Source organism: Nonomuraea sp. NPDC049624, assembly GCF_040675255.1.
GTDB lineage: Bacteria > Actinomycetota > Actinomycetes > Streptosporangiales > Streptosporangiaceae > Nonomuraea.
This window is the reverse complement of the sequence record NZ_JBFAOR010000028.1, coordinates 1-17,565: the sequence shown is the minus strand read 5'-3', so window position 1 is coordinate 17,565 and position 17,565 is coordinate 1. Positions and strand designations below refer to the sequence as shown.

Here is a 17,565-nt window from a genome sequence, read left to right as displayed (position 1 = left end):
CGGTTACATTCCGAACCCGGAAGTTAAGCTTCTCTGCGCCGATGGTACTGCACTCGGGAGGGTGTGGGAGAGTAGGTCACCGCCGGACAATCTTTTGAAAGGGCTCCGACTTCGGTCGGGGCCCTTTCTGCGTTTCCGGAGTGATTCAGATTTCCCGGGGCTTGGATGCATGCGCGGGAGTCGGCTTCGGCTTGCGTCCCAGGCCAGGCCGGCGTCTGTGCCGGTCGTCGATCCTGGTGTGCAGGGCGATGAGGAGGGTGCGGTCTGTTCTCGGGAGCCGACCGTCAGCGGCCTTTGTCATGAGGGGTGCTGCTGGGACTTGGTTCGATGGCGGTGTGATGGTCCCCAAGGGGACGCCCAGCTCATGAGTGGGGTCAGCTCTGTTTGGGAGGCGAGAAGGATTCGATGGCCTCGTTGAGGGTCTTGGTGAAGGTTTCGCTGCCGGTGTGTCCGGAGTCTGCCACCACGTGCAGGTCGGCGTCGGGCCAGGCCCTGGTCAGGTCCCAGGCTGTCTGGAGAGGGCTGCCCATGTCCAGGCGGCCGTGGATCAGTGCGCCGGGGATGCCGGCGAGCCGGTGTGCGTTGCGGAGCAGCGCGTCCTCTTCCAGCCAGGCGGCGTTGGCGAAGTAGTGGGCGCAGATGCGGGTCATGGCCATGATGGCGTCGTCCGGGCGGTTGCTGTAGGCGTTGGGGGTGCCGTTGGTCTCCTGGGAGATCACCGCGTCCTCCCAGGTGATCCAGTCGTGGGCGGCTTTCGCGCGTACCGTCGGGTCGGGGTCGGCGAGCAGTCGTGAGTACGCCGCCAGCACCTTGAACACGTCCCCGTCGCGGTCGGCCTCGGGGACGCCCTGCACGAACCGTTCCTGCGCATCCGGGAAGAACCTGCCGACGCCGCGGTAGAGCCAGTCGATCTCGGAGCGGCGGGTCATGGTGACCGCGGGGATGACGATCTCCGACACCCGCTCGGGATGGGTCTCGGCGTAGGCCAGAATCAGCGTCGAGCCCCACGAACCCCCGTACAGCAGCCATCGGTCGATGCCGAGGTGCTCACGCAGCAGTTCCATGTCGGCGATCAGGTTGTGGGTGGTGTTGCTGGTCAGGTCGGTAGTCGGGTCGGCGGCGTGCGGGCGGCTGCGGCCGCAGTTGCGCTGGTCGAACAGGACGATGCGGAAACGGTCCGGGTCGAACCTGCGCCGGGCGCCGGTCGAACAGCCCGACCCCGGCCCGCCGTGCACGACGACCGCGGGCTTGCCGTCGGGGTTGCCGCAGACCTCCCAGTAGATGAGGTTGCCGTCGCCGACATCGAGCATGCCGTGCTCGTACGGTTCGATGGAGGGATACAAAGGGGCTCCTGCTGTTGGAGGATTGGGTTCGCCGTGCGTACTGCGCTGGCTGATGCGAGCTGAATGATTATGCCAGCGCTGTTATATTAGCACTGTGACATCTCCGGACCCCACCGCGACGCCTGATCCCTGGCACTCCCTGCACGAGCTTCTGGCGGCCATGGACGCTGAGATCGAACAGGTCTACCTGGAGCGCGGCCTCGACGGGGTGCGCACCCGGTTCGCCTATCCGCTCATCAGGCTCGCCCACACAGGTCCGCTGACCATTCGCGAGCTCGCGAAGTCCCTGAACCGTTCGCACTCTGCGGTCAGCCAGACCGTGGCCGCCATGCGCAAGGAGGGTCTCGTCACCTCCGAGCCGGGGCCCGACGCCCGCACCCGCCGCATCGACCTCACCGAGCGGGGCCGGTCCCTGGTGCCGTTCCTGGAGGCGGAGTGGCGTGCCACCCACCAGACGGTCGCCGAGCTGGACGGCGAGCTCCCGTACGCGATGACGGCCGTGGTGGAGGAGGTGCGGCGGGCGTTGGGACGCCGGTCGATGCGGGAGCGCATCCTTCATCACCTCGTCGAGCCGCCGCGATGAGGTCACAAGGTTGAGCCTCACCAGAGGGCCGGCCGCGCGGCGGGTCCGCTGGGCGAGCCGGGTGATGACGGTGGCGGTGCCGGAGCGGATGGGGTGGCGGGGAAGCGGGGAGGTCGGTGGGTGGCGTGGGGCTGAGGTGTTGGGGCTGAGGAGCGGCTGCAGGCCGGGTGTGGTGATCGGGGATGTTGTGCGCCGGATGGCGGTTGGGCAAGGTCAGGGGTTGTTCATGGTCCCGGCAATCTCGCTAAGAAACCGTGCGTAATCGGGTAACTCTATTAGAGTGACCGCTTCTCCCCCTTCCAAGCAGTCAGCGCGCCGTAGCCGTCGGCTGCTGGCGTGGACGTTCGCGTCGATCTCCGTCGGGTTGGTGGCCGCGGGGGTCGTGGGGTTCTTCGCCGAGCCGTTACAGCTGGAGATGCTGGACAAGCGGGCCAGCGTCGTCAGCATGTTCGTGGGTGTCGCGGGGTTGTTCATCGCCGGGGTCGGGTTGTGGGCGCAGCTCCGGGCGGCCATGGCGCCCAGCGGTGGCGGCGAAGGTGCTCCGGGGGGCGAGGGGGCCGGGCGGGCTGGTGCCGGTTCCGGCGGCTCGGGGTCCGATGGGGCTGGTCAGGGGGCTGTTGGTACGGGGGGCGCCGGGGCCGGTGCGGGTGGGCGCGGTGCTGGGCAGGGTGATGGCGGCGGTGCCGGCGCGGCCGGCGGCGGAGCGGTCGGTGGGGCTGCTGGTGGGGCGGTCGGTGGGTCCGAGGGGCAGCGGTCGATCGTGGTCGGGCGGCAGGAGTCCGGGCTGGCCATGACCGGGGACAGGTCCACGGCGGTGACCGGAGGGCATGTCGAGGTCATCGGGGACGTGCACCTGCCCTCGCGGCCCCAGGTGGCGACGCGGCCCGTGCAGCTGGCGCCGCGTCCGCCGCAGCTCGTCGGGCGGGACGAGGCCGTGGCGGAGCTGCGGGAGCGATTGCTGGCGAGCGAGGTGCGGCCGGCGGTGGTGGCCGTGCACGGGCTCGGCGGCGTGGGCAAGACCAGTCTCACGCTGGAGTACGCCTACCGCTACCAGCACGACTACGCGCTGGTCTGGCAGTTGCCGGCGGCCGACCCTGCGGTGTTGTCGGCGGCGTTCGCCCGGTTGGCGGCTCTCATGGGTCTGCGGGAGCTGGGCGCGGACGCGGCGGACCCGGTCGACCAGGTGCACGCCGCGCTGGCGGCGCGTACCGAACCCTGGTTGTTGATCTTCGACAACGTGCCGGAGGCCGAGGCGGTGCGGGCCGTGCTGCCCCCGGCGGGGCCGGGGCACGTGCTGATCACCAGCCGGTCCGGGAGCTGGCCGCGGGATCAGGGGCTGGAGCTGCCGGTTCTCGACCTGGAGTCGGCGGCGCTGCTGATGCTGGCGAGCACCGGGCAGGACGACGCCGCGGCGGCGGCGGACGTGGTGACGGAGCTCGGGGCGCTGCCGCTGGCGCTGGAGCAGGCCGCGGCCTACATGTCGGAGACGGGGCTGGAGCTGTCGGAGTACCTGGATCTGCTGCATCACCAGCGTGCCGAGCTGCTCGCGCAGGGACAGGCGTGGGGGTATCGCGAGCGGGTGGCCTCCACGTGGCAGTTCGCGTTCCGGCGGCTGGCCAGGACGAGTCCGCAGGCCATCGCGCTGCTGCGGCTGCTGTCCTGCTACGCGCACGAGGCGATCCCGTACCATCTGCTGCTCTCGCCGCTGGCGCGGTGGGCGCCGCGGGAGCTGTTCCGGGCGGACGTGCAGCGGCGGCGGGCCTACGGGCGGATCCCCGGGCCGCGCACGCGTGTGCTGCGTGACGTGCATCCCAGCGTGTTGCTGATGATGCGGGCGCTGCCGCGGGACACGCTGAGGATCAACGCGGCGCTGAGAGCGTTGCGGGGGCACAGCCTGATCGGTCCGCCCGTGGACGGGACGGTCACCGTGCACCGGCTGGTGCAGGCCGTCACGCTCGATCAGCTTCCGCTGCGCGCGCAGCGTCGGTGGCGGGAGGTGGCGGCGGTGCTGGTGGAGGCCGTGCTGCCGGACAATCCGCAGCAGAAGGCTCGGTGGGCGCGGTACGCCAGGCTGCTGCCGCACATCCGGACGGTGCTCGGGCCGACCTCGCCCGGCATGGACAAGACGGCCCAGTATCTGGGGGCCAGCGGCGACTACCGTACGGCGAGGTCGTTGTTCCAGGAGATCGCCGACGCGCTCGCGGCGGCGCTCGGCCCGGAGGAGGTCGCCACGCTGACGGCCCGGCACGAGCTGGCGCTCTGGACGGGCGAGGCGGGCGACCCGGCGGCGGCGCGTGACCAGTACCTGGAGCTGCTTCCCGTCTACGAACGGGTGCTCGGCCCCGAACACCCGCACACCCTGACGACCCGCCACAACCTGGCCCAATGGACGGGACGGGCCGGCGACCCGGTGGCCGCCCGCGACCAGTACGCGGCGCTGCTGCCCGTCCGGCAGTGGGTGTCGGGCCCCGAGCATCCGGACACCCTGACCACGCAGGCCAACCTGGCTCAGTGGACCGGGCAGGCCGGGGACGCGGCCGCGGCCCGCGACCAGTACGCGGCGCTGCTGCCGGTGCGCGAACGGGTGCAGGGGCCCGAGCATCCGTCGACGCTGATCAACCGGCACGAGCTGGCCCGGTGGACCGGTGAGCTGGGGGACGCGCAGGCCGCCCGTGACCAGTACGCGGCGTTGCTGCTGGTACGGGAGCGGGTGTCGGGGCCGCATCATCCGGACACGCTGACCGTCCGGCACGAGCTGGCGCGGTGGACGGGGGAGCTGGGGGACGCGGCTGCGGCGCGGGATCAGTACGCGGCGTTGGTGCCGGTGCGGGAGCGGGTGCAGGGGCCCGAGCATCCGGACACGCTCACCGCCAGGGCCAGTCTGGCCCAGTGGACGGGGAGGGCCGGGGACGCGGCGGCCGCCCGTGACCTGTACGCGGCGCTGCTGCCCGTCCGGGAGCGCATTCTCGGGCCCGACCATCCGGACACGTTGACGATCCGGCACGAGCTGGCGCGGTGGACGGGGGAGCTGGGCGAGGCGGCTGCGGCGCGGGATCAGTACGCGGCGTTGGTGCCGGTGCGGGAGCGGGTGCAGGGGGCCGAGCATCCGGACACCCTGACCGCCAGGGCCAACCTCGCGTACTGGACGGGGATGGCGGGGGACGCGGCGGGGGCTCGCGATCTCTGTGCGGCGCTGCTGCCGGTCCGGGCTCGGGTGCTCGGGGCCGGGCATCCGGCCACGGTGACGACCAGGGAACAACTGGCCTACTGGACGGCCCACGCGGGCCCGTGAACTCCGGCGAGGAGACGCGGCCCGCGCCCGCCTATGGGGGTGGGGATGGGGGTGCCCGACAGGGGGGAGCCGGAGCGAGGCGGGGGGTGCCTGACAGGGGGAGGTGGGCAGGGGGTGCTGGGGCGGGGTTGGGGGTGCTGGGCAGGGGGAGAGCCGGGGCGGAGGGGGCGAGCCTGCCCCTCGCGCCCCGGCGGCTACTGGGGCAGGACGAGGAGGGCGTCGCCGACGCCGCGCTCCACGCCGTCCGACGGCCGGTTGACCAGCTTGTTCGACACCACCATCGCGGTCGAGCCGCCGCCGTCCAGGTTGATGGCCTGGACCGCGCCGAGCCAGCGCATGAACTGGGCGGCCTCGTGGAAGTTGGCGCCGATGGTCACGCCGGGCTGGCGGCCGTCGATGGTGGCCAGGATGAGGCTGCCGTTCCTGGTGACGCCGAGCAGGGTGCGCGGGTGGCGGCGTAGGATCATGTTCACGGAGTCGTGGCCGTCGCGCTTGGCGGTGATCTTCACGTGGCCGTTGCGCACCAGGCCGACGCCGCCGGCGATGACGTTCAGGTCGGGGGTCAGCTTGAGGGGCCTGCGGGTACGCAGGTCGGTGACCTTCGTGTCGATCTTGACCGTCCAGCCCTCCCAGGCGTGCTCGTCGAGCCATTCGGCGGCGCCGCCCTGGCCGTGCAGCACCCGGGTGCCCTTGGCCACGGCGGCGCCGCTCGCGCGTACGGTGACCGCCTTGCCGTTGGCGTCGAGGACGACGTCGGTGCCGCCGGTCGGGGTCTTGGCGCCGTACTCCTCGGTGTAGAGCACGGCCTCGTCCGTGGCGGCGGCGCGGTTGACGCCGTTGACGGCGAGCTTGTCGCCGTCCTGGGAGACGGCGGTGACGGCGGTCTTCAGCTCGGTGATGCGCACGCTGCGGCCCTGGAGCACCACGGCGGAGCGGCCCGGCACGGCCTCGCTGAGCAGCCGGCCGGCGACCACGGAGGCGCCGACGGGCTCGCCGCGCAGGTTCTTGGCGGTGTGGATGTTGAAGAAGCCGCCGTTGACGCCGACCACCGCGTTGCGCGCCTTGGCCATCGAGGAGACCGTCTCGCGCGCGGCGACGCTGGTGCCGAGGGAGGCGGCGTACGAGCCGCGGAACGTCCGGGAGTCGATCATGACGACCTTGGCGTCCCACGGGCCGGTGGTCTTCAGGCCGTCGTCGCCGAGGTAGTCGACCTTGACCTTCAGTCCGGCTTCCTTGAGCGCCTTGGCGGTCTCGTCGGCCTTCGCCTTGTCCTTGAAGGACCACAGGCCCACGCGGACCATGTAGACGGTCTGGGAGGGCGCGTCGGCCACGCTCGGCCGGATCACCTTCTGCAGGCTCGGCGCCTCCCCGGCCGCCTCGACCTCGGCGACCTTGGCCTGGGCGGTCTCCAGCGCGCCGTAGTCGCGGCCGCTCGGCATGAGCACGGTCACCGTGTAGCCGTCGGTGGAGCTGCCTGCCTTCACGTCGTACAGGTCGATGCCCTGCGTCACGGCGGTCAGCGTCTTGGTGGCGGCAGGCCGGGCGCCCAGCGGGAAACTGGCCGACGGGAACTTCACCGCGAGCTGCGCCGCCGAGGCGGGCAGCGTGGTGACGGTGATCGTGGCGGCTATGGCCAGGCCGCCGGCGAGGGTGCGTCGAGACATGAACTCTCCAGAGGGCGGAAAAGGGACCGAACCATCCTGACGATCTCAAGGTCCCTGAGTCAGCCGAACGCGCCAAACTGCTCAAGAGGTTACGAGATTGACACCCAGCCCAGATAACATTGAGCTATGACCCGTATCAGCATGTGGTGGCGGCCGGCAGACGGCCGCTGATTTCCCATGCTGGGCCGTCCTGGTGGCGGCCCTTTCCGAGCGTGCGGGCTCCCCTCAGGCGGCGGCACACCTGAAGGAGAGACCCATCGTGAACGACGTCGTCCTGACCGGCGACCGTCCGACCGGACGCCTGCATCTGGGCCACTATTTCGGCACCCTCGCCAACCGGGTGGAGCTGCAGGACCGTTACCGGACGTACGTGCTGATCGCCGACTACCAGGTGATCACCGACCGCGACCTGCCCGGCGAGATCCAGCGCAACATCACCGAGGTGCTCCTCGACTACCTGGCCGTCGGCCTCGACCCGGGCAAGGTCACGATCTTCCAGCACAGCGCGATCCCGGAGCTGAACCAGCTCCTGCTGCCGTTCCTGAGCCTGGTGTCGGTGGCGGAGCTGAGCCGCAACCCGACGGTGAAGGACGAGATCGCGCACAGCGCCCGGCGCGCGGTCAGCGGCCTGCTGTTCACCTATCCGGTGCACCAGGCCGCCGACATCCTGTTCTGCAAGGGCACGCTGGTGCCCGTGGGCCGCGACCAGCTCCCGCACGTGGAGGTGGCGCGGCTGGTCGCGCGGCGCTTCAACGAGCGGTACGGCGAGGTCTTCCCGCTGCCCGAGGCCATGATGGGCGAGCGTCCGCTGCTCATGGGCCTGGACGGCGGCAAGATGAGCAAGAGCCGCGGCAACGCCATCGCCCTGGCGGCCACCGAGGACGAGACCGCCGCCCTCATCCGCAAGGCCCGCACCGACTCCGACCGCCTGATCACCTTCGACGAGGTGCACCGGCCGGGCGTCGCGAACCTGCTCACGCTGGCCGGGCTCTGCCTCGGCCGCCCGCCCCGGGAGATAGCCGACGAGATCGGCGACGGCGGCGCCGCCGCGCTCAAGGCGCTGACCACCGAGGCGGTCAACGAGTTCCTGCGCCCGATCAGGCGGCGGCGGCGCGAGCACACCGAGGCCGACGTCCGTCAGGTGCTGGCGCAGGGCAACGAGCGGGCCCGGGAACGGGCGGTCCGCACACTGACGGAGGTGCGAGCGGCGATGGGGTTCTAGCTAGCGGGGCTGCCCGGACTGCCGGGACTGGTACACCTTGCGCAGCGTCTCGTGCACGATCCACGTCGTCCGCGCGCCCTCGGCCAGCAGGCACACGTCGCCGGGGCCGACCTCGATCGTGGTGCCGCCCTCGACGGCGATCGTGGCGCGGCCGGACAGCACCACGAAGATCTCGTCGGTCTCGACGTCGGTGACGACGCCCGGAGTGATCTCCCAGATGCCCCTGCCGTCGCCGAGCTCCAGCGACGACGTGGCGGGGTCGCCGGCGACGATCTGCTCGGGGTCGAGCTCGTCGGGGGTCAGCCGCACGTCGTGCACGGGCACGGCGAACGCGCCGGCGGTCGCGATCATGCGGCCGAGGTCTTCGAGGTCGGGCATCAGGACGTCAGACATGTTGCTCATTTCACCAGGTCGGCGAGGCGGGCGCCGTCGAGTGCGTAGGCGGTGAAGCCGTTGGCGCCGGTCATCGTATCGGCGGCGACCAGCGCGTTGACGATGGCCTCCTCCGTGGCCTCGATCGCGGCGTGGAAGAGCGGGTCGAGGCGGGCGTCGGCCAGCACCCGCACCTCGAACACGCCGGAGCCGTGGTCGTCGAGGGCGTTGGAGGGCAGGCCGCGGTTGCCGGTGGCGAAGCAGACGAATCCGTCGCCGCTGCCGTTCTCGCCGGCGCCGCCCGTCCTGGCCACGCCGAGCCCGGCGCGCCGGGCGAGCTTGCGGCACTGGTGGGGGAGGAGCGGCGCGTCCGTGGCGACCACGGCGATGATCGAACCCGCGCCCTCGGGGCCGCCGGGGCGGGGCACGTCGTCCATGACGATCGGGCGGCCGTTGACGGTGAGCCGGTCGCGGCTGCCGTGGTTGGCCTGCACGAGCACGCCGACCGTGTAGTCGCCGGTCGCCCGGGACGCGGTGCCGATGCCGCCCTTGAAGCCGTGGCACATCATGCCGGTGCCGCCGCCGACCGACCCCTCGGGCACCGGGCCCGCCGAGGCGCCGTGGTAGGCGCGTTCGACGTGCTCAAAGCGGACGTGCCGGGCGTCGATGTCGTTGAGCCGGCCGTCCCAGGTCTCGGCGACCACGGGCAGCGACCACGCACTCCCGCCCCGGCCGCCGATCTCCAGGGAGACCAGCGCGTCGCGCACCACGCCGACGGAGAAGGTGTTGGTCAGCCCGATCGGTGAGTGCAGCAGGCCGAAGTCGTCCAGGTAGGGCAGGCCGGTCATCTCGCCGTTGCCGTTGAGCCAGTGGTAGCCGGCGTAGACGGGGGAGTCGTAGGCCGAGCCGGGGCCGGGGCGGACGACGGTGACCCCCGTACGGGCGGTGCCCTCGGTCAGCGTGGTGTGGCCGACGAGCACGCCGGGCACGTCGGTGATCGCGTTCAGCGGACCGGGGACGCCGGTGCCGACGACGATGCCGTGATCACGAGCTCTCAACGGTTCTCCCTGCGGAACGACTCCAGCGCCAGCAGCGCGACGTGCAGTGACAGGCATGACTCGACGTCGTCGAGGTCGGTGTCGAGGATGCGTTCGAGGCGGCGCAGGCGGTCGTAGAAGGCCGGCCTGGACAGGTGGGCCTTCTGGGCGGCCACGGCCTTGTTGCGGCCCGCGTCGAGGTAGGTGCGCAGGATCCGGGTGAGGTCGCCGCCGCGCTGGGCGTCGTGCGCCAGCAGCGGGCCCAGCTCGCGCTCGGCGAACGTCTGCAGGCGCGCGTCGTCGCGCAGCAGGTGGAGCAGGCCGCGCAGGCGCAGGTCGGGCAGGCGGTAGAAGGCGCGGCCGTCCGGCTGGCGCACGGCCACGTCGGCGACCTGCTCGGCTTCGAGGAAGCTGCGCCGTACGTCCCGGATGGACTCCACCACCGACCCCGCGGCCAGCACGAACGCCGAGCCGGGCCGCCACAGCATGCGCAGCCGCTCGGCGAGCGCGGTCAGCGCGGGCTCGGCGCCGGTACGCGGCGGGAGCGGCAGCAGGACGCCGACCCGCTCCTGGTCGAGCGCGCCCACCAGGGCGGGCAGGCGGGCGTCGCGGCAGGCGGCGGCGGTGGCCTCGGCCAGCTCGCCGAGCTGCGCCTGCCCGTCGAGCGCCTGGTCGACGGGCTCGGTCGGCCTGATGACGACGCTGATCAGCTTGCGCCCGGTCAGCGGCACGCCGACCGCGCGGGCGCGGGCGGCGGCCTCGTCGGGGTCGGCGTAGGCGTGGGTCAGGATGCCGGTGATGATCGTGCCGTGGGCCTGGCGTTCCAGGGACTCCTGGTGGCGTTCGAGCAGGCGGCCGAGGGCGAGCGTGGTGGCGGCGCGTTCGGCCAGCACCATCTCGCGCGGCGTCGGCGGCGTCTCGCAGATCAGGATCAGCCGGCCCCAGTCCTGGCCGCGCGCGCCGACGGTGGTGACCAGCCAGCCGGAGGCGGGGTCGTAGGCCGTGCGCTCGGCCGGGGCCACCCCGCGCGACCTGCTCTCCCAGCCGGCCAGCAGCGCGCCGGCGTCGCGGCCCGCGGACTCGCAGGCCAGCACCTGGTGGGCGAGGTTCTCCAGCAGCACCGGACGGCCGGACAGCCGGGCGGCCTGGGTGAGCACCTCCGCGGGCGAGGCGCCCTCGACCGACAGCTCGGTGAACACCTCGTGCAACTGCTCGGAGGCGCGCAGCTCCTCGAGCTGGATGTCGATGATCCGGGCGTGCACGGACTCGGTGATCTGCACGAACGGCGTCTCGCGGGCCAGCACGATGACCGGCAGCCCGTGCTCCTCGGCGGACTTGACCACCGCCCGCGGCAGCTCGCGCAGGAACCGGCGGCCGAGCTCCACGATCAGCCCGGAGGCCCCCACGGAGGCGAGCTCGCCCACGTAGTCGGCGAGCTTCTCGGGGTCGTCGGGCAGCGCGACGCCCGTGGTGAGCACCAGCTCGCCGCCGCGCAGCAGATGGGCGATGTCGGCGATCTCGCCGACGTGCACCCACCGCACCTTGGTGTCGAGCCGGTCGGCGCCCGCGACCACGCGCGGGCCGCCCCGGCGCACGGTCTCCAGGGCGAGGACGTCGGCGATGGTGGGCAGCACGGGCCGAGCCTAGCCGATCAACCTGTAAGAACGGTCATACAGCCATATACACACTGTCACAGATTGAACTCCTCCTCGCGGTACTCACCTCGGGGTTCGCGCACCCGCAACTCCACCCGCCGGATCTTGCCCGAGATCGTCTTGGGCAGCTCGGCGAACTCCAGCCGGCGCACCCGCTTGTACGGCGCCAGCTCCCGGCGGCAGTGCTCGAAGATCGACCGCGCGGTCTCGGCGCCGGCCTCGAACCCGGGGGTCAGCATCACGTACGCCTTCGGCACCGCCAGGCGCACCGGGTCGGGGGCGGGCACGACGGCGGCCTCGGCCACCGCGGGATGCTCCAGCAGCACGCTCTCCAGCTCGAACGGCGAGATGCGGTAGTCGGAGGCCTTGAAGACGTCGTCGGTGCGGCCGACGTAGGTGATGTAGCCGTCCTGGTCGCGGGTGGCGACGTCGCCGGTGTGGTAGAAACCGTCGCGCATGGCCTCGGCGGAGCCGCCGACGTACCCGGCCATCAGGCCCAGGGGGCGGGGGTCCAGCGGCAGGCAGATCTCGCCGTCGTCGCCGGGCTCGCCGGTGACGGGGTCGATGAGCACGATGTCGTAGCCGGGCAGCGGGCGTCCCATCGATCCGGGCTTGACCGGCTCGTCCGGTACGTTGCCGATCTGGGCGGTGGTCTCGGTCTGGCCGTAGCCGTCGCGGATGGTGATGCCCCACGCCTTGGCGACCTGGTCGATGATCTCGGGGTTGAGCGGCTCGCCCGCGGCCACGGCGGTGCGCAACGGCAGCTTCCAGGCCGCCAGGTCCTCCTGGATGAGCATCCGCCACACCGTCGGGGGCGCGCAGAACGTGGTGACCCGCTCGTCGCGCAGCACCTCCAGCAGCGCGCGGGCGGCGAAGCGCTCGTAGTTGTGGATGAGCACGGTCGCGCCGGCGTTCCAGGGGGCGAAGACGTTGCTCCAGGCGTGCTTGGCCCAGCCGGGGGAGGAGACGTTGAGGTGCACGTCGCCGGGGCGCAGGCCGATCCAGAACATCGTGGACAGGTGGCCGGCCGGGTAGGAGGCGTGGGTGTGCTCGACCAGCTTGGGGCGGGAGGTCGTGCCGGAGGTGAAGTAGAGCAGCAGGGGGTCGCCGGCCAGGGTCGGGGCGTCGGGGGTGAACCGTTCGTCGGCGTCGTAGGCCTCGTGGTACGGCAGCCACCCGTACGCGTCGCCCACCGCGATCCTGGTGAACTCGCCGGCGCCGAACTTGCCGGCGTCGGCGGCGTTGGCGATCACGTGGGCGACCCGGCCGCGGTCGAGGCGTTCGCCGATGTCCTTGGCCGTCAGCAGCGTCGTGGCCGGGATGACCACCGCCCCGAGCTTCATGGCCGCCAGCAGGGACTCCCACAGCTCGGTCTGGTTGCCCAGCATGAGCAGCACGCGGTCGCCCCGGCGCACGCCCTGCTCGTGCAGCCAGTTGGCGACCTGGTTGGAGCGGGCCGACAACTCGGCGAAGGTGTGGGACACCCGGCTGCCGGAGTTCACGATGGTCAGGGCCGCGGCCTGCGGAGTCTCGGCGGCCAGCACCCCGTCGAACCAGTCGAGCGCCCAGTTGAACCGCTCGGCCCGCGGCCAGCGGAAGTCGCGTCGGGCGGTGGGGTAGTCGGCGCTCAGGAGAAGATCGCGGGCGGCGCGGAAATCGCTCATGCCCCGGATCCTGCTACGTCGCCAGCCGCCGCTCAAGGCCGTCGAGCACCGACACGAGCCCGAAGTCGAACGCCGTGGCCCGGATGACCTGCGGATCCTGGTACGCCTCCATGGCCAGGCTCTCCAGCATGTCGGGGAAGTCGGCCGCGGCCTTGGCGACCATGCCGCGCATCTCGTCGGCGTCGTACGCGGAGTCCTTCGCGGTGGCGTCCCAGGCGATCTCGGGCAGGGTCATGCCGTAGACGAAGGCGGTGACGGCGGCCACGGCGTAGTCGACGTCGAGGCCGTGGAACCCGGCCGCCCTGAAGATCCTGCGCATCCGGTCGGCGGCGGTCAGGGCGTGCGGGCCGAGCGCGGGCACCCGGCCGAGGAGGTCGGCCGACCACGGGTGCCGCAGCATGACCGCGCGCATGCCGTAGGCCATGGCCGAGGCGGCGTCGCGCCAGCCCACCTCGTCGGCGTCGGGCACGGTCATCTCGGCCCAGACCTGGTCGTAGGCGAGTTCGAGCAGTTCGTCCTTGTTGGCGACGTACCAGTAGAGGCTGGTGGCGCCGGCGCCCAGCTTCGCGCCGAGCTTGCGCATGCTCAGCCCGGCCATCCCCTCCTGGTCGAGCAGCTCCAGCGCGGCCCGGACGATCTCCTCGCGGCTGCGGCCCGGGGCGGCGGCCTTGCGGGGCTCGCGGAACCAGACAGAGGTGAACTGCTTGCCGGTCATGCCTCCAGGATAAATGCTCTCGCACAGTGTGCGAGAGTTGTCGTACGCTGTGCGAGTGACCTCGAACGCTGTACGAGACCCCCGCCGCTGGTGGGTCCTTGTCGTGCTCTGCCTCTCGTTGCTGGTCCTCACGGTGGACGGAACCGTGCTGAACCTGGCGATCCCGTCCCTGATCGAGGAGCTGGGGGCGACGCCGTCCGACATCCAGTGGATCCTCGACGCCTACGTGCTGGTCTTCGCCGGCCTGCTGCTGACCGCGGGAAGCCTGTCCGACCGGTACGGCCGCCGCCGCTTCCTCGTCATCGGCCTGGCCTTCTTCGGCGGCGCGTCGCTGCTGGCCGTGCTGGCCGCCGAGCCCTGGCAGGTGATCGGCGCGCGGGCCCTGATGGGGGTCGGCGGCTCGATCCTGATGCCCTCGACGCTGTCCATCCTCATGACCGTCTTCGAGGAGGACGAGCGGCGCAAGGCCATGGCCATCTGGGGAAGCGTGGCGATGCTCGGCGTGATCGCCGGCCCGACGCTGGGCGGCTTCCTGCTGGAGCACTACTGGTGGGGCTCGGTCTTCCTGCTCAACATCCCGATCGCGGCGCTGGCCATCGTGGCGGCGTTCGTGCTGATGCCCGAGACCCGCAGCGCCGGGCGGCGGATCGACCCGGTGGGCGTGGTGCTCTCGATCGTCGGCCTGACCTCGGCCGTCTACGTGATCATCGAACGCGAGTGGAACGTCGCCCTCATCGCGGTGGCGGTGGTCGCGCTGGCCGCGTTCGTCGTCTGGGAGCGGCGGGCCGAGCACCCGATGTTGCCGTTGCAGCTGTTCCGCAACCGCAACTTCAGCGGCGCGTCCTTCTCGATCCTGCTGATGTCGTTCGGCGCGGGCGCCGTGATGCTCATGCTGACCCAGTACCTGCAGTTCGTGCTGGGCTACGGCGAGCTCCAGGCGGGCCTGGCCATGCTGCCCCAGGCGGCGGCGGCCGTCGTGTTCAACGGCGTCGGCGCGGCGCTGGGCAAGAAGGTGTCCAACCGGGTGCTGATCTCGGCCGGGCTGCTGATCATGGCCGTCGGGTTCGTGGTGATGGCGCTGACCACCGGCTACCTGCCGCTGATGGGCGGGCTGGTGCTGATGGGCGCGGGAGCCGGCCTGGCCGGTCCCTCCGCCTACGCCTCGCTGATGGGGGCCATCCCGCTGGAGCACGCGGGCGTCGGCTCAGCGCTCAACGACACCGTGCAGCAGGTGGGCCTGGCCATGAGCATCGCCGTGCTCGGCAGCGTGCTGGCCGGCGTCTACACCGCGCAGATGCCGCTCGACGCGCCCGCGGCGGCCCGCGAGTCGATCGGGGTCGCCGAACAGGTCGGGCTCGGCGAGGTCGCCGACCGGGCCTTCACCGTGGCCGTGCACTTCGGCTCGTGGGTCGGGGCCGGGTTCAGCGTCGCCGCCGCGCTGCTCGCGCTGGTCGTGCTGCGCCCGGCCGTGCCCGTCGCGGCTCCCGAGCCGGCCAAGGTCTAGCGGACGCGGGGCTCACGCATGCTCTCCAGGCTGTCGAGCTTGTGCATGCGCTCGTCGTGGCCGATCTGCCGGAGCAGGTCGGCCACCGAGCGGTAGCGGCCGTACTCGTCGGCGTACGTGCCGGGGTCGGGCACGAAGTCCAGGTCGGGGTTGTCGGCCACGAACGTCATGTACTCGTGCTCGGCGTGGTCCTCGAACTCGGCGTTGAGCCGGTAGCTCCAGTCCGGCCGGACCACGAACAGCACCCAGGACACGTGGTAGTAGAAGAACGCGATCAGCCACGGCGCCGCCTTGTGCAGCAGCCAGTTCTGCCGCTGCCCGGCGCGCTGCACCAGGTCCTGCATGATCAGCAGGTGCCACTGCTCGTTGTCCTGGTCGGCGCGGGCCTCGACGATGCGCTCGAAGACCCTCCTGGCCAGGGCCGACCGTCCGGCGTGGCGGTGGACGGCCCAGTACCCCATCCGCTCCCACGCCTGGTACGGCACCCGCGCGATGATCTCCAGCATGGCGAACTTCGTGTAGGAGCCCTTCCTGCCGTACATGAGGTCGACGGGCTTGAACATCATCCGGGCCAGCAGGCTGTAGTCCATCCGCGGGGTGTCAAGGGTGTCCTGCTGGGCGCGGCGTAGCTGGTCGCGGTCGAGCTTGGGCGGCCCGGCTGGCGCCTCGGGGCGCCCGGGGCGCAGGTCGATGGTGACGGTCATCTTCGGTCTCCTCGGTTCGTCGATGCTCCGATGGTGGCCGAGCGGGGCCCGCCGGGTCGTCGCCCGCGAGTGGTCAATCGCGATGCCTCTGGCGGCGTACCGGGAAGCCGGCGCGTACGCCCCCAGGCGCACGGGTGATCCCCTAGGGGGAGGACTTACAGTTTGTAAGGGGATTTGACCCCCCGCCGACAGCCTGCCGCTGCCGGGAAGCCCGGTGGGGACGGGATACTCGGTAGCATGTCGGAGCTTCTCGCGCGCCACCGGGCAGTGATGCCGAACTGGCTGGCCCTCAACTACAACGAGCCCATCGAGATCGTCAGCGGCAAGGGCAATCGTGTCATCGACGCCGACGGCAAGAGCTACCTGGACTTCTTCGCCGGGATCCTGACCAACATGATCGGGTACGACGTGCCCGAGGTGCGGGACGCCGTCGAGCGCCAGCTCGCCACCGGCGTGGTCCACACCAGCACCGTCTACCTGCTGCGCGGCCAGGTCGAGCTCGCCGAGAAGATCGCCCGGCTCTCCGGCATCCCCGACGCCAAGGTGTTCTTCACCAACTCCGGGACGGAGGCCAACGAGACCGCCCTCCTCCTCGCGACCTACGCCCGCAGGACCGACCAGGTGCTCGCCATGCGGCAGAGCTACCACGGGCGCAGCTTCGGCGCGGTCAGCGTCACCTCCAACCGGGCGTGGAAGAACAACTCGCTCTCCCCGCTCAACGTGCACTTCCTGCACGGCGCCGACCGGCACCTCACCCAGTTCAAGGGCCTGTCCGACGCCGACTACATCAAGGCGTGCGTGGACGACCTGCGCCACGTGCTGGCCACCTCGGTCTCCAACGACGTGGCGGCGCTGATCGCCGAGCCGATCCAGGGCGTCGGCGGCTTCACCATGGCCCCCGACGGGCTGTTCGCCGCCTACAAGGAGGTCCTGGACGAGCAGGGCATCCTGCTCATCTCCGACGAGGTGCAGACCGGCTGGGGCCGTACGGGCAGCGCGTTCTTCGGCATCCAGAACCACGGCGTGACCCCCGACATGATCACGTTCGCCAAGGGCCTGGGCAACGGCTTCGCGGTCGGCGGCATCGTCGCCCGCGGCGACCTGATGGACGCCCCGCACGCCGTGGGCCTGTCCACCTTCGGCGGCAACCCCATCTCCATGGCCGCCGCCAACGCCACCCTCGACTACGTGCTCGACCACGACCTCCAGGCCAACGCGGCGCGGACCGGTGACATCATCATCGGCGGCCTCAAGGAGGCGGCGCAGCGCCTGCCGATCGTCAAGGACGTGCGCGGCAAGGGCCTGATGTTCGCCGTCGAGCTGGAGAGCCCCGCCCAGGCCGCCCGCTTCATGGAGGAGACCAAGAAGGCGGGCCTGCTCGCCGGCAAGGGCGGCCTGTACGGCACCGCCATCCGCATGGCCCCGCCCCTCACCCTCACGGTGGAGGAGGCCGCCGAGGGCCTGGGGATCATCGTCAACGCACTCGAAGTCATCAACGCAGAGGCAGCAGCTCAGTGAAGTCGGTCAAGCACTGGATCAACGGATCTCCGGCGGACGGCGACAACCGCACGGCGGAGATCTTCAACCCGGCGACCGGGGAGGTCAGCGGCCACGTGCGGCTGGCCTCGGCCGCCGACGTGGACGCCGCGGTCGCCGCGGCGGTCGCCGCCTTCCCCGCCTGGCGCGACGCCTCGCTCGTCAAGCGGGCACAGGTCCTGTTCCGGTTCCGTGAGCTGATGTACGCCCATCGGGACGAGCTGGCCGCGTTGATCTCGGCCGAGCACGGCAAGGTGCATGCGGACGCGCTGGG

The 17,565-nt window shown here is 71.5% G+C and carries 14 protein-coding genes and 1 rRNA gene; 7 read left to right on the top strand and 8 right to left on the bottom strand.

What is annotated here, in order from left to right:
• A 5S ribosomal RNA gene (gene rrf, locus AB0J76_RS49230) occupies positions 1-88 on the top strand; the annotation flags it as partial.
• Between the two features lie 286 nt (positions 89-374).
• Here rrf and pip read toward each other — a convergent pair.
• Entirely contained in the window at positions 375-1,343 is a 969-nt protein-coding gene (gene pip, locus AB0J76_RS49225; RefSeq protein ID WP_352319340.1) for a prolyl aminopeptidase, read from the bottom strand.
• 94 nt (positions 1,344-1,437) lie between these two features.
• Here pip and AB0J76_RS49220 point away from each other — a divergent pair, with 94 nt between their 5' ends.
• Together AB0J76_RS49220 and fxsT are read left to right on the top strand one after the other, a co-directional pair.
• On the top strand, positions 1,438-1,926 hold the full coding sequence (locus tag AB0J76_RS49220) for a MarR family transcriptional regulator (RefSeq protein ID WP_352319341.1): 489 nt from the start codon (positions 1,438-1,440) through the stop codon (positions 1,924-1,926).
• Positions 1,927-2,716: 790 nt separating this feature from the next.
• On the top strand, positions 2,717-5,218 hold the full coding sequence (fxsT, locus tag AB0J76_RS49215; protein ID WP_352319342.1) for an FxSxx-COOH system tetratricopeptide repeat protein: 2,502 nt from the start codon (positions 2,717-2,719) through the stop codon (positions 5,216-5,218).
• Between the two features lie 194 nt (positions 5,219-5,412).
• On the opposite strand, the gene AB0J76_RS49210 is transcribed toward fxsT, so the two are convergent.
• Complete coding sequence (locus AB0J76_RS49210; RefSeq protein ID WP_352319344.1) at positions 5,413-6,882, bottom strand: phosphodiester glycosidase family protein; 1,470 nt, start codon at positions 6,880-6,882, stop codon at positions 5,413-5,415.
• 259 nt (positions 6,883-7,141) lie between these two features.
• Here AB0J76_RS49210 and trpS point away from each other — a divergent pair, with 259 nt between their 5' ends.
• Positions 7,142-8,104: a tryptophan--tRNA ligase gene (gene trpS / locus AB0J76_RS49205; RefSeq protein WP_352319345.1), complete on the top strand. Its 963-nt coding sequence runs from the start codon at positions 7,142-7,144 to the stop codon at positions 8,102-8,104.
• Here the strand turns inward: trpS and AB0J76_RS49200 are convergent, their stop codons facing one another.
• From AB0J76_RS49200 to AB0J76_RS49180, 5 genes are read right to left on the bottom strand one after another with little or no spacing between them, the layout of a single operon-like run.
• Positions 8,105-8,497, bottom strand: coding sequence for a cupin domain-containing protein (locus AB0J76_RS49200; protein ID WP_352319347.1), 393 nt, complete (start codon positions 8,495-8,497; stop codon positions 8,105-8,107).
• 5 nt (positions 8,498-8,502) lie between these two features.
• The gene (locus AB0J76_RS49195) at positions 8,503-9,534 is read right to left on the bottom strand and encodes a P1 family peptidase (protein WP_352319349.1); all 1,032 of its coding nucleotides are present in this window, start codon (positions 9,532-9,534) and stop codon (positions 8,503-8,505) included.
• Positions 9,531-11,147, bottom strand: a complete 1,617-nt coding sequence (locus tag AB0J76_RS49190) for a PucR family transcriptional regulator ligand-binding domain-containing protein (RefSeq protein ID WP_352319350.1) — start codon at positions 11,145-11,147, stop codon at positions 9,531-9,533. Before AB0J76_RS49190 ends, AB0J76_RS49195 begins: the two co-directional genes overlap by 4 nt.
• Positions 11,148-11,203: 56 nt before the next feature.
• Positions 11,204-12,832: an AMP-binding protein gene (locus AB0J76_RS49185; RefSeq protein ID WP_352319352.1), complete on the bottom strand. Its 1,629-nt coding sequence runs from the start codon at positions 12,830-12,832 to the stop codon at positions 11,204-11,206.
• A 13-nt stretch (positions 12,833-12,845) separates the two neighbouring features.
• Positions 12,846-13,547: a TetR/AcrR family transcriptional regulator C-terminal domain-containing protein gene (locus AB0J76_RS49180; protein WP_352319354.1), complete on the bottom strand. Its 702-nt coding sequence runs from the start codon at positions 13,545-13,547 to the stop codon at positions 12,846-12,848.
• 55 nt (positions 13,548-13,602) lie between these two features.
• On the opposite strand from AB0J76_RS49180, the gene AB0J76_RS49175 reads away from it, so the two are divergent.
• Positions 13,603-15,051 carry an MFS transporter gene (locus AB0J76_RS49175; protein ID WP_352319356.1) on the top strand — a complete coding sequence of 483 codons (1,449 nt, stop codon included), beginning with the start codon at positions 13,603-13,605 and terminating at the stop codon, positions 15,049-15,051.
• Here the strand turns inward: AB0J76_RS49175 and AB0J76_RS49170 are convergent.
• On the bottom strand, positions 15,048-15,755 hold the full coding sequence (locus AB0J76_RS49170; protein WP_352319358.1) for an alternative oxidase: 708 nt from the start codon (positions 15,753-15,755) through the stop codon (positions 15,048-15,050). The genes AB0J76_RS49175 and AB0J76_RS49170 overlap by 4 nt on opposite strands.
• A gap of 237 nt (positions 15,756-15,992) precedes the next feature.
• Here AB0J76_RS49170 and AB0J76_RS49165 point away from each other — a divergent pair, with 237 nt between their 5' ends.
• Both AB0J76_RS49165 and AB0J76_RS49160 read left to right on the top strand, forming a co-directional pair.
• The gene (locus tag AB0J76_RS49165; protein WP_352319360.1) at positions 15,993-17,273 is read left to right on the top strand and encodes an aspartate aminotransferase family protein; all 1,281 of its coding nucleotides are present in this window, start codon (positions 15,993-15,995) and stop codon (positions 17,271-17,273) included.
• Positions 17,270-17,565: aldehyde dehydrogenase family protein (locus AB0J76_RS49160; RefSeq protein WP_364394289.1), on the top strand; the 296-nt coding region annotated here is incomplete at its 3' end. The genes AB0J76_RS49165 and AB0J76_RS49160, both read left to right, overlap by 4 nt.

Coding starts and splice junctions, on each gene's coding strand:
- fxsT (WP_352319342.1), top strand. CDS start 2,717: ATGACCGGGGACAGGTCCACGGCGGTGACCGGAGGGCATGTCGAGGTC.
- AB0J76_RS49165 (WP_352319360.1), top strand. CDS start 15,993: ATGTCGGAGCTTCTCGCGCGCCACCGGGCAGTGATGCCGAACTGGCTG.
- AB0J76_RS49210 (WP_352319344.1), bottom strand. CDS start 6,882: ATGTCTCGACGCACCCTCGCCGGCGGCCTGGCCATAGCCGCCACGATC.
- AB0J76_RS49180 (WP_352319354.1), bottom strand. CDS start 13,547: ATGACCGGCAAGCAGTTCACCTCTGTCTGGTTCCGCGAGCCCCGCAAG.
- AB0J76_RS49185 (WP_352319352.1), bottom strand. CDS start 12,832: ATGAGCGATTTCCGCGCCGCCCGCGATCTTCTCCTGAGCGCCGACTAC.
- AB0J76_RS49200 (WP_352319347.1), bottom strand. CDS start 8,497: ATGTCTGACGTCCTGATGCCCGACCTCGAAGACCTCGGCCGCATGATC.
- AB0J76_RS49170 (WP_352319358.1), bottom strand. CDS start 15,755: ATGACCGTCACCATCGACCTGCGCCCCGGGCGCCCCGAGGCGCCAGCC.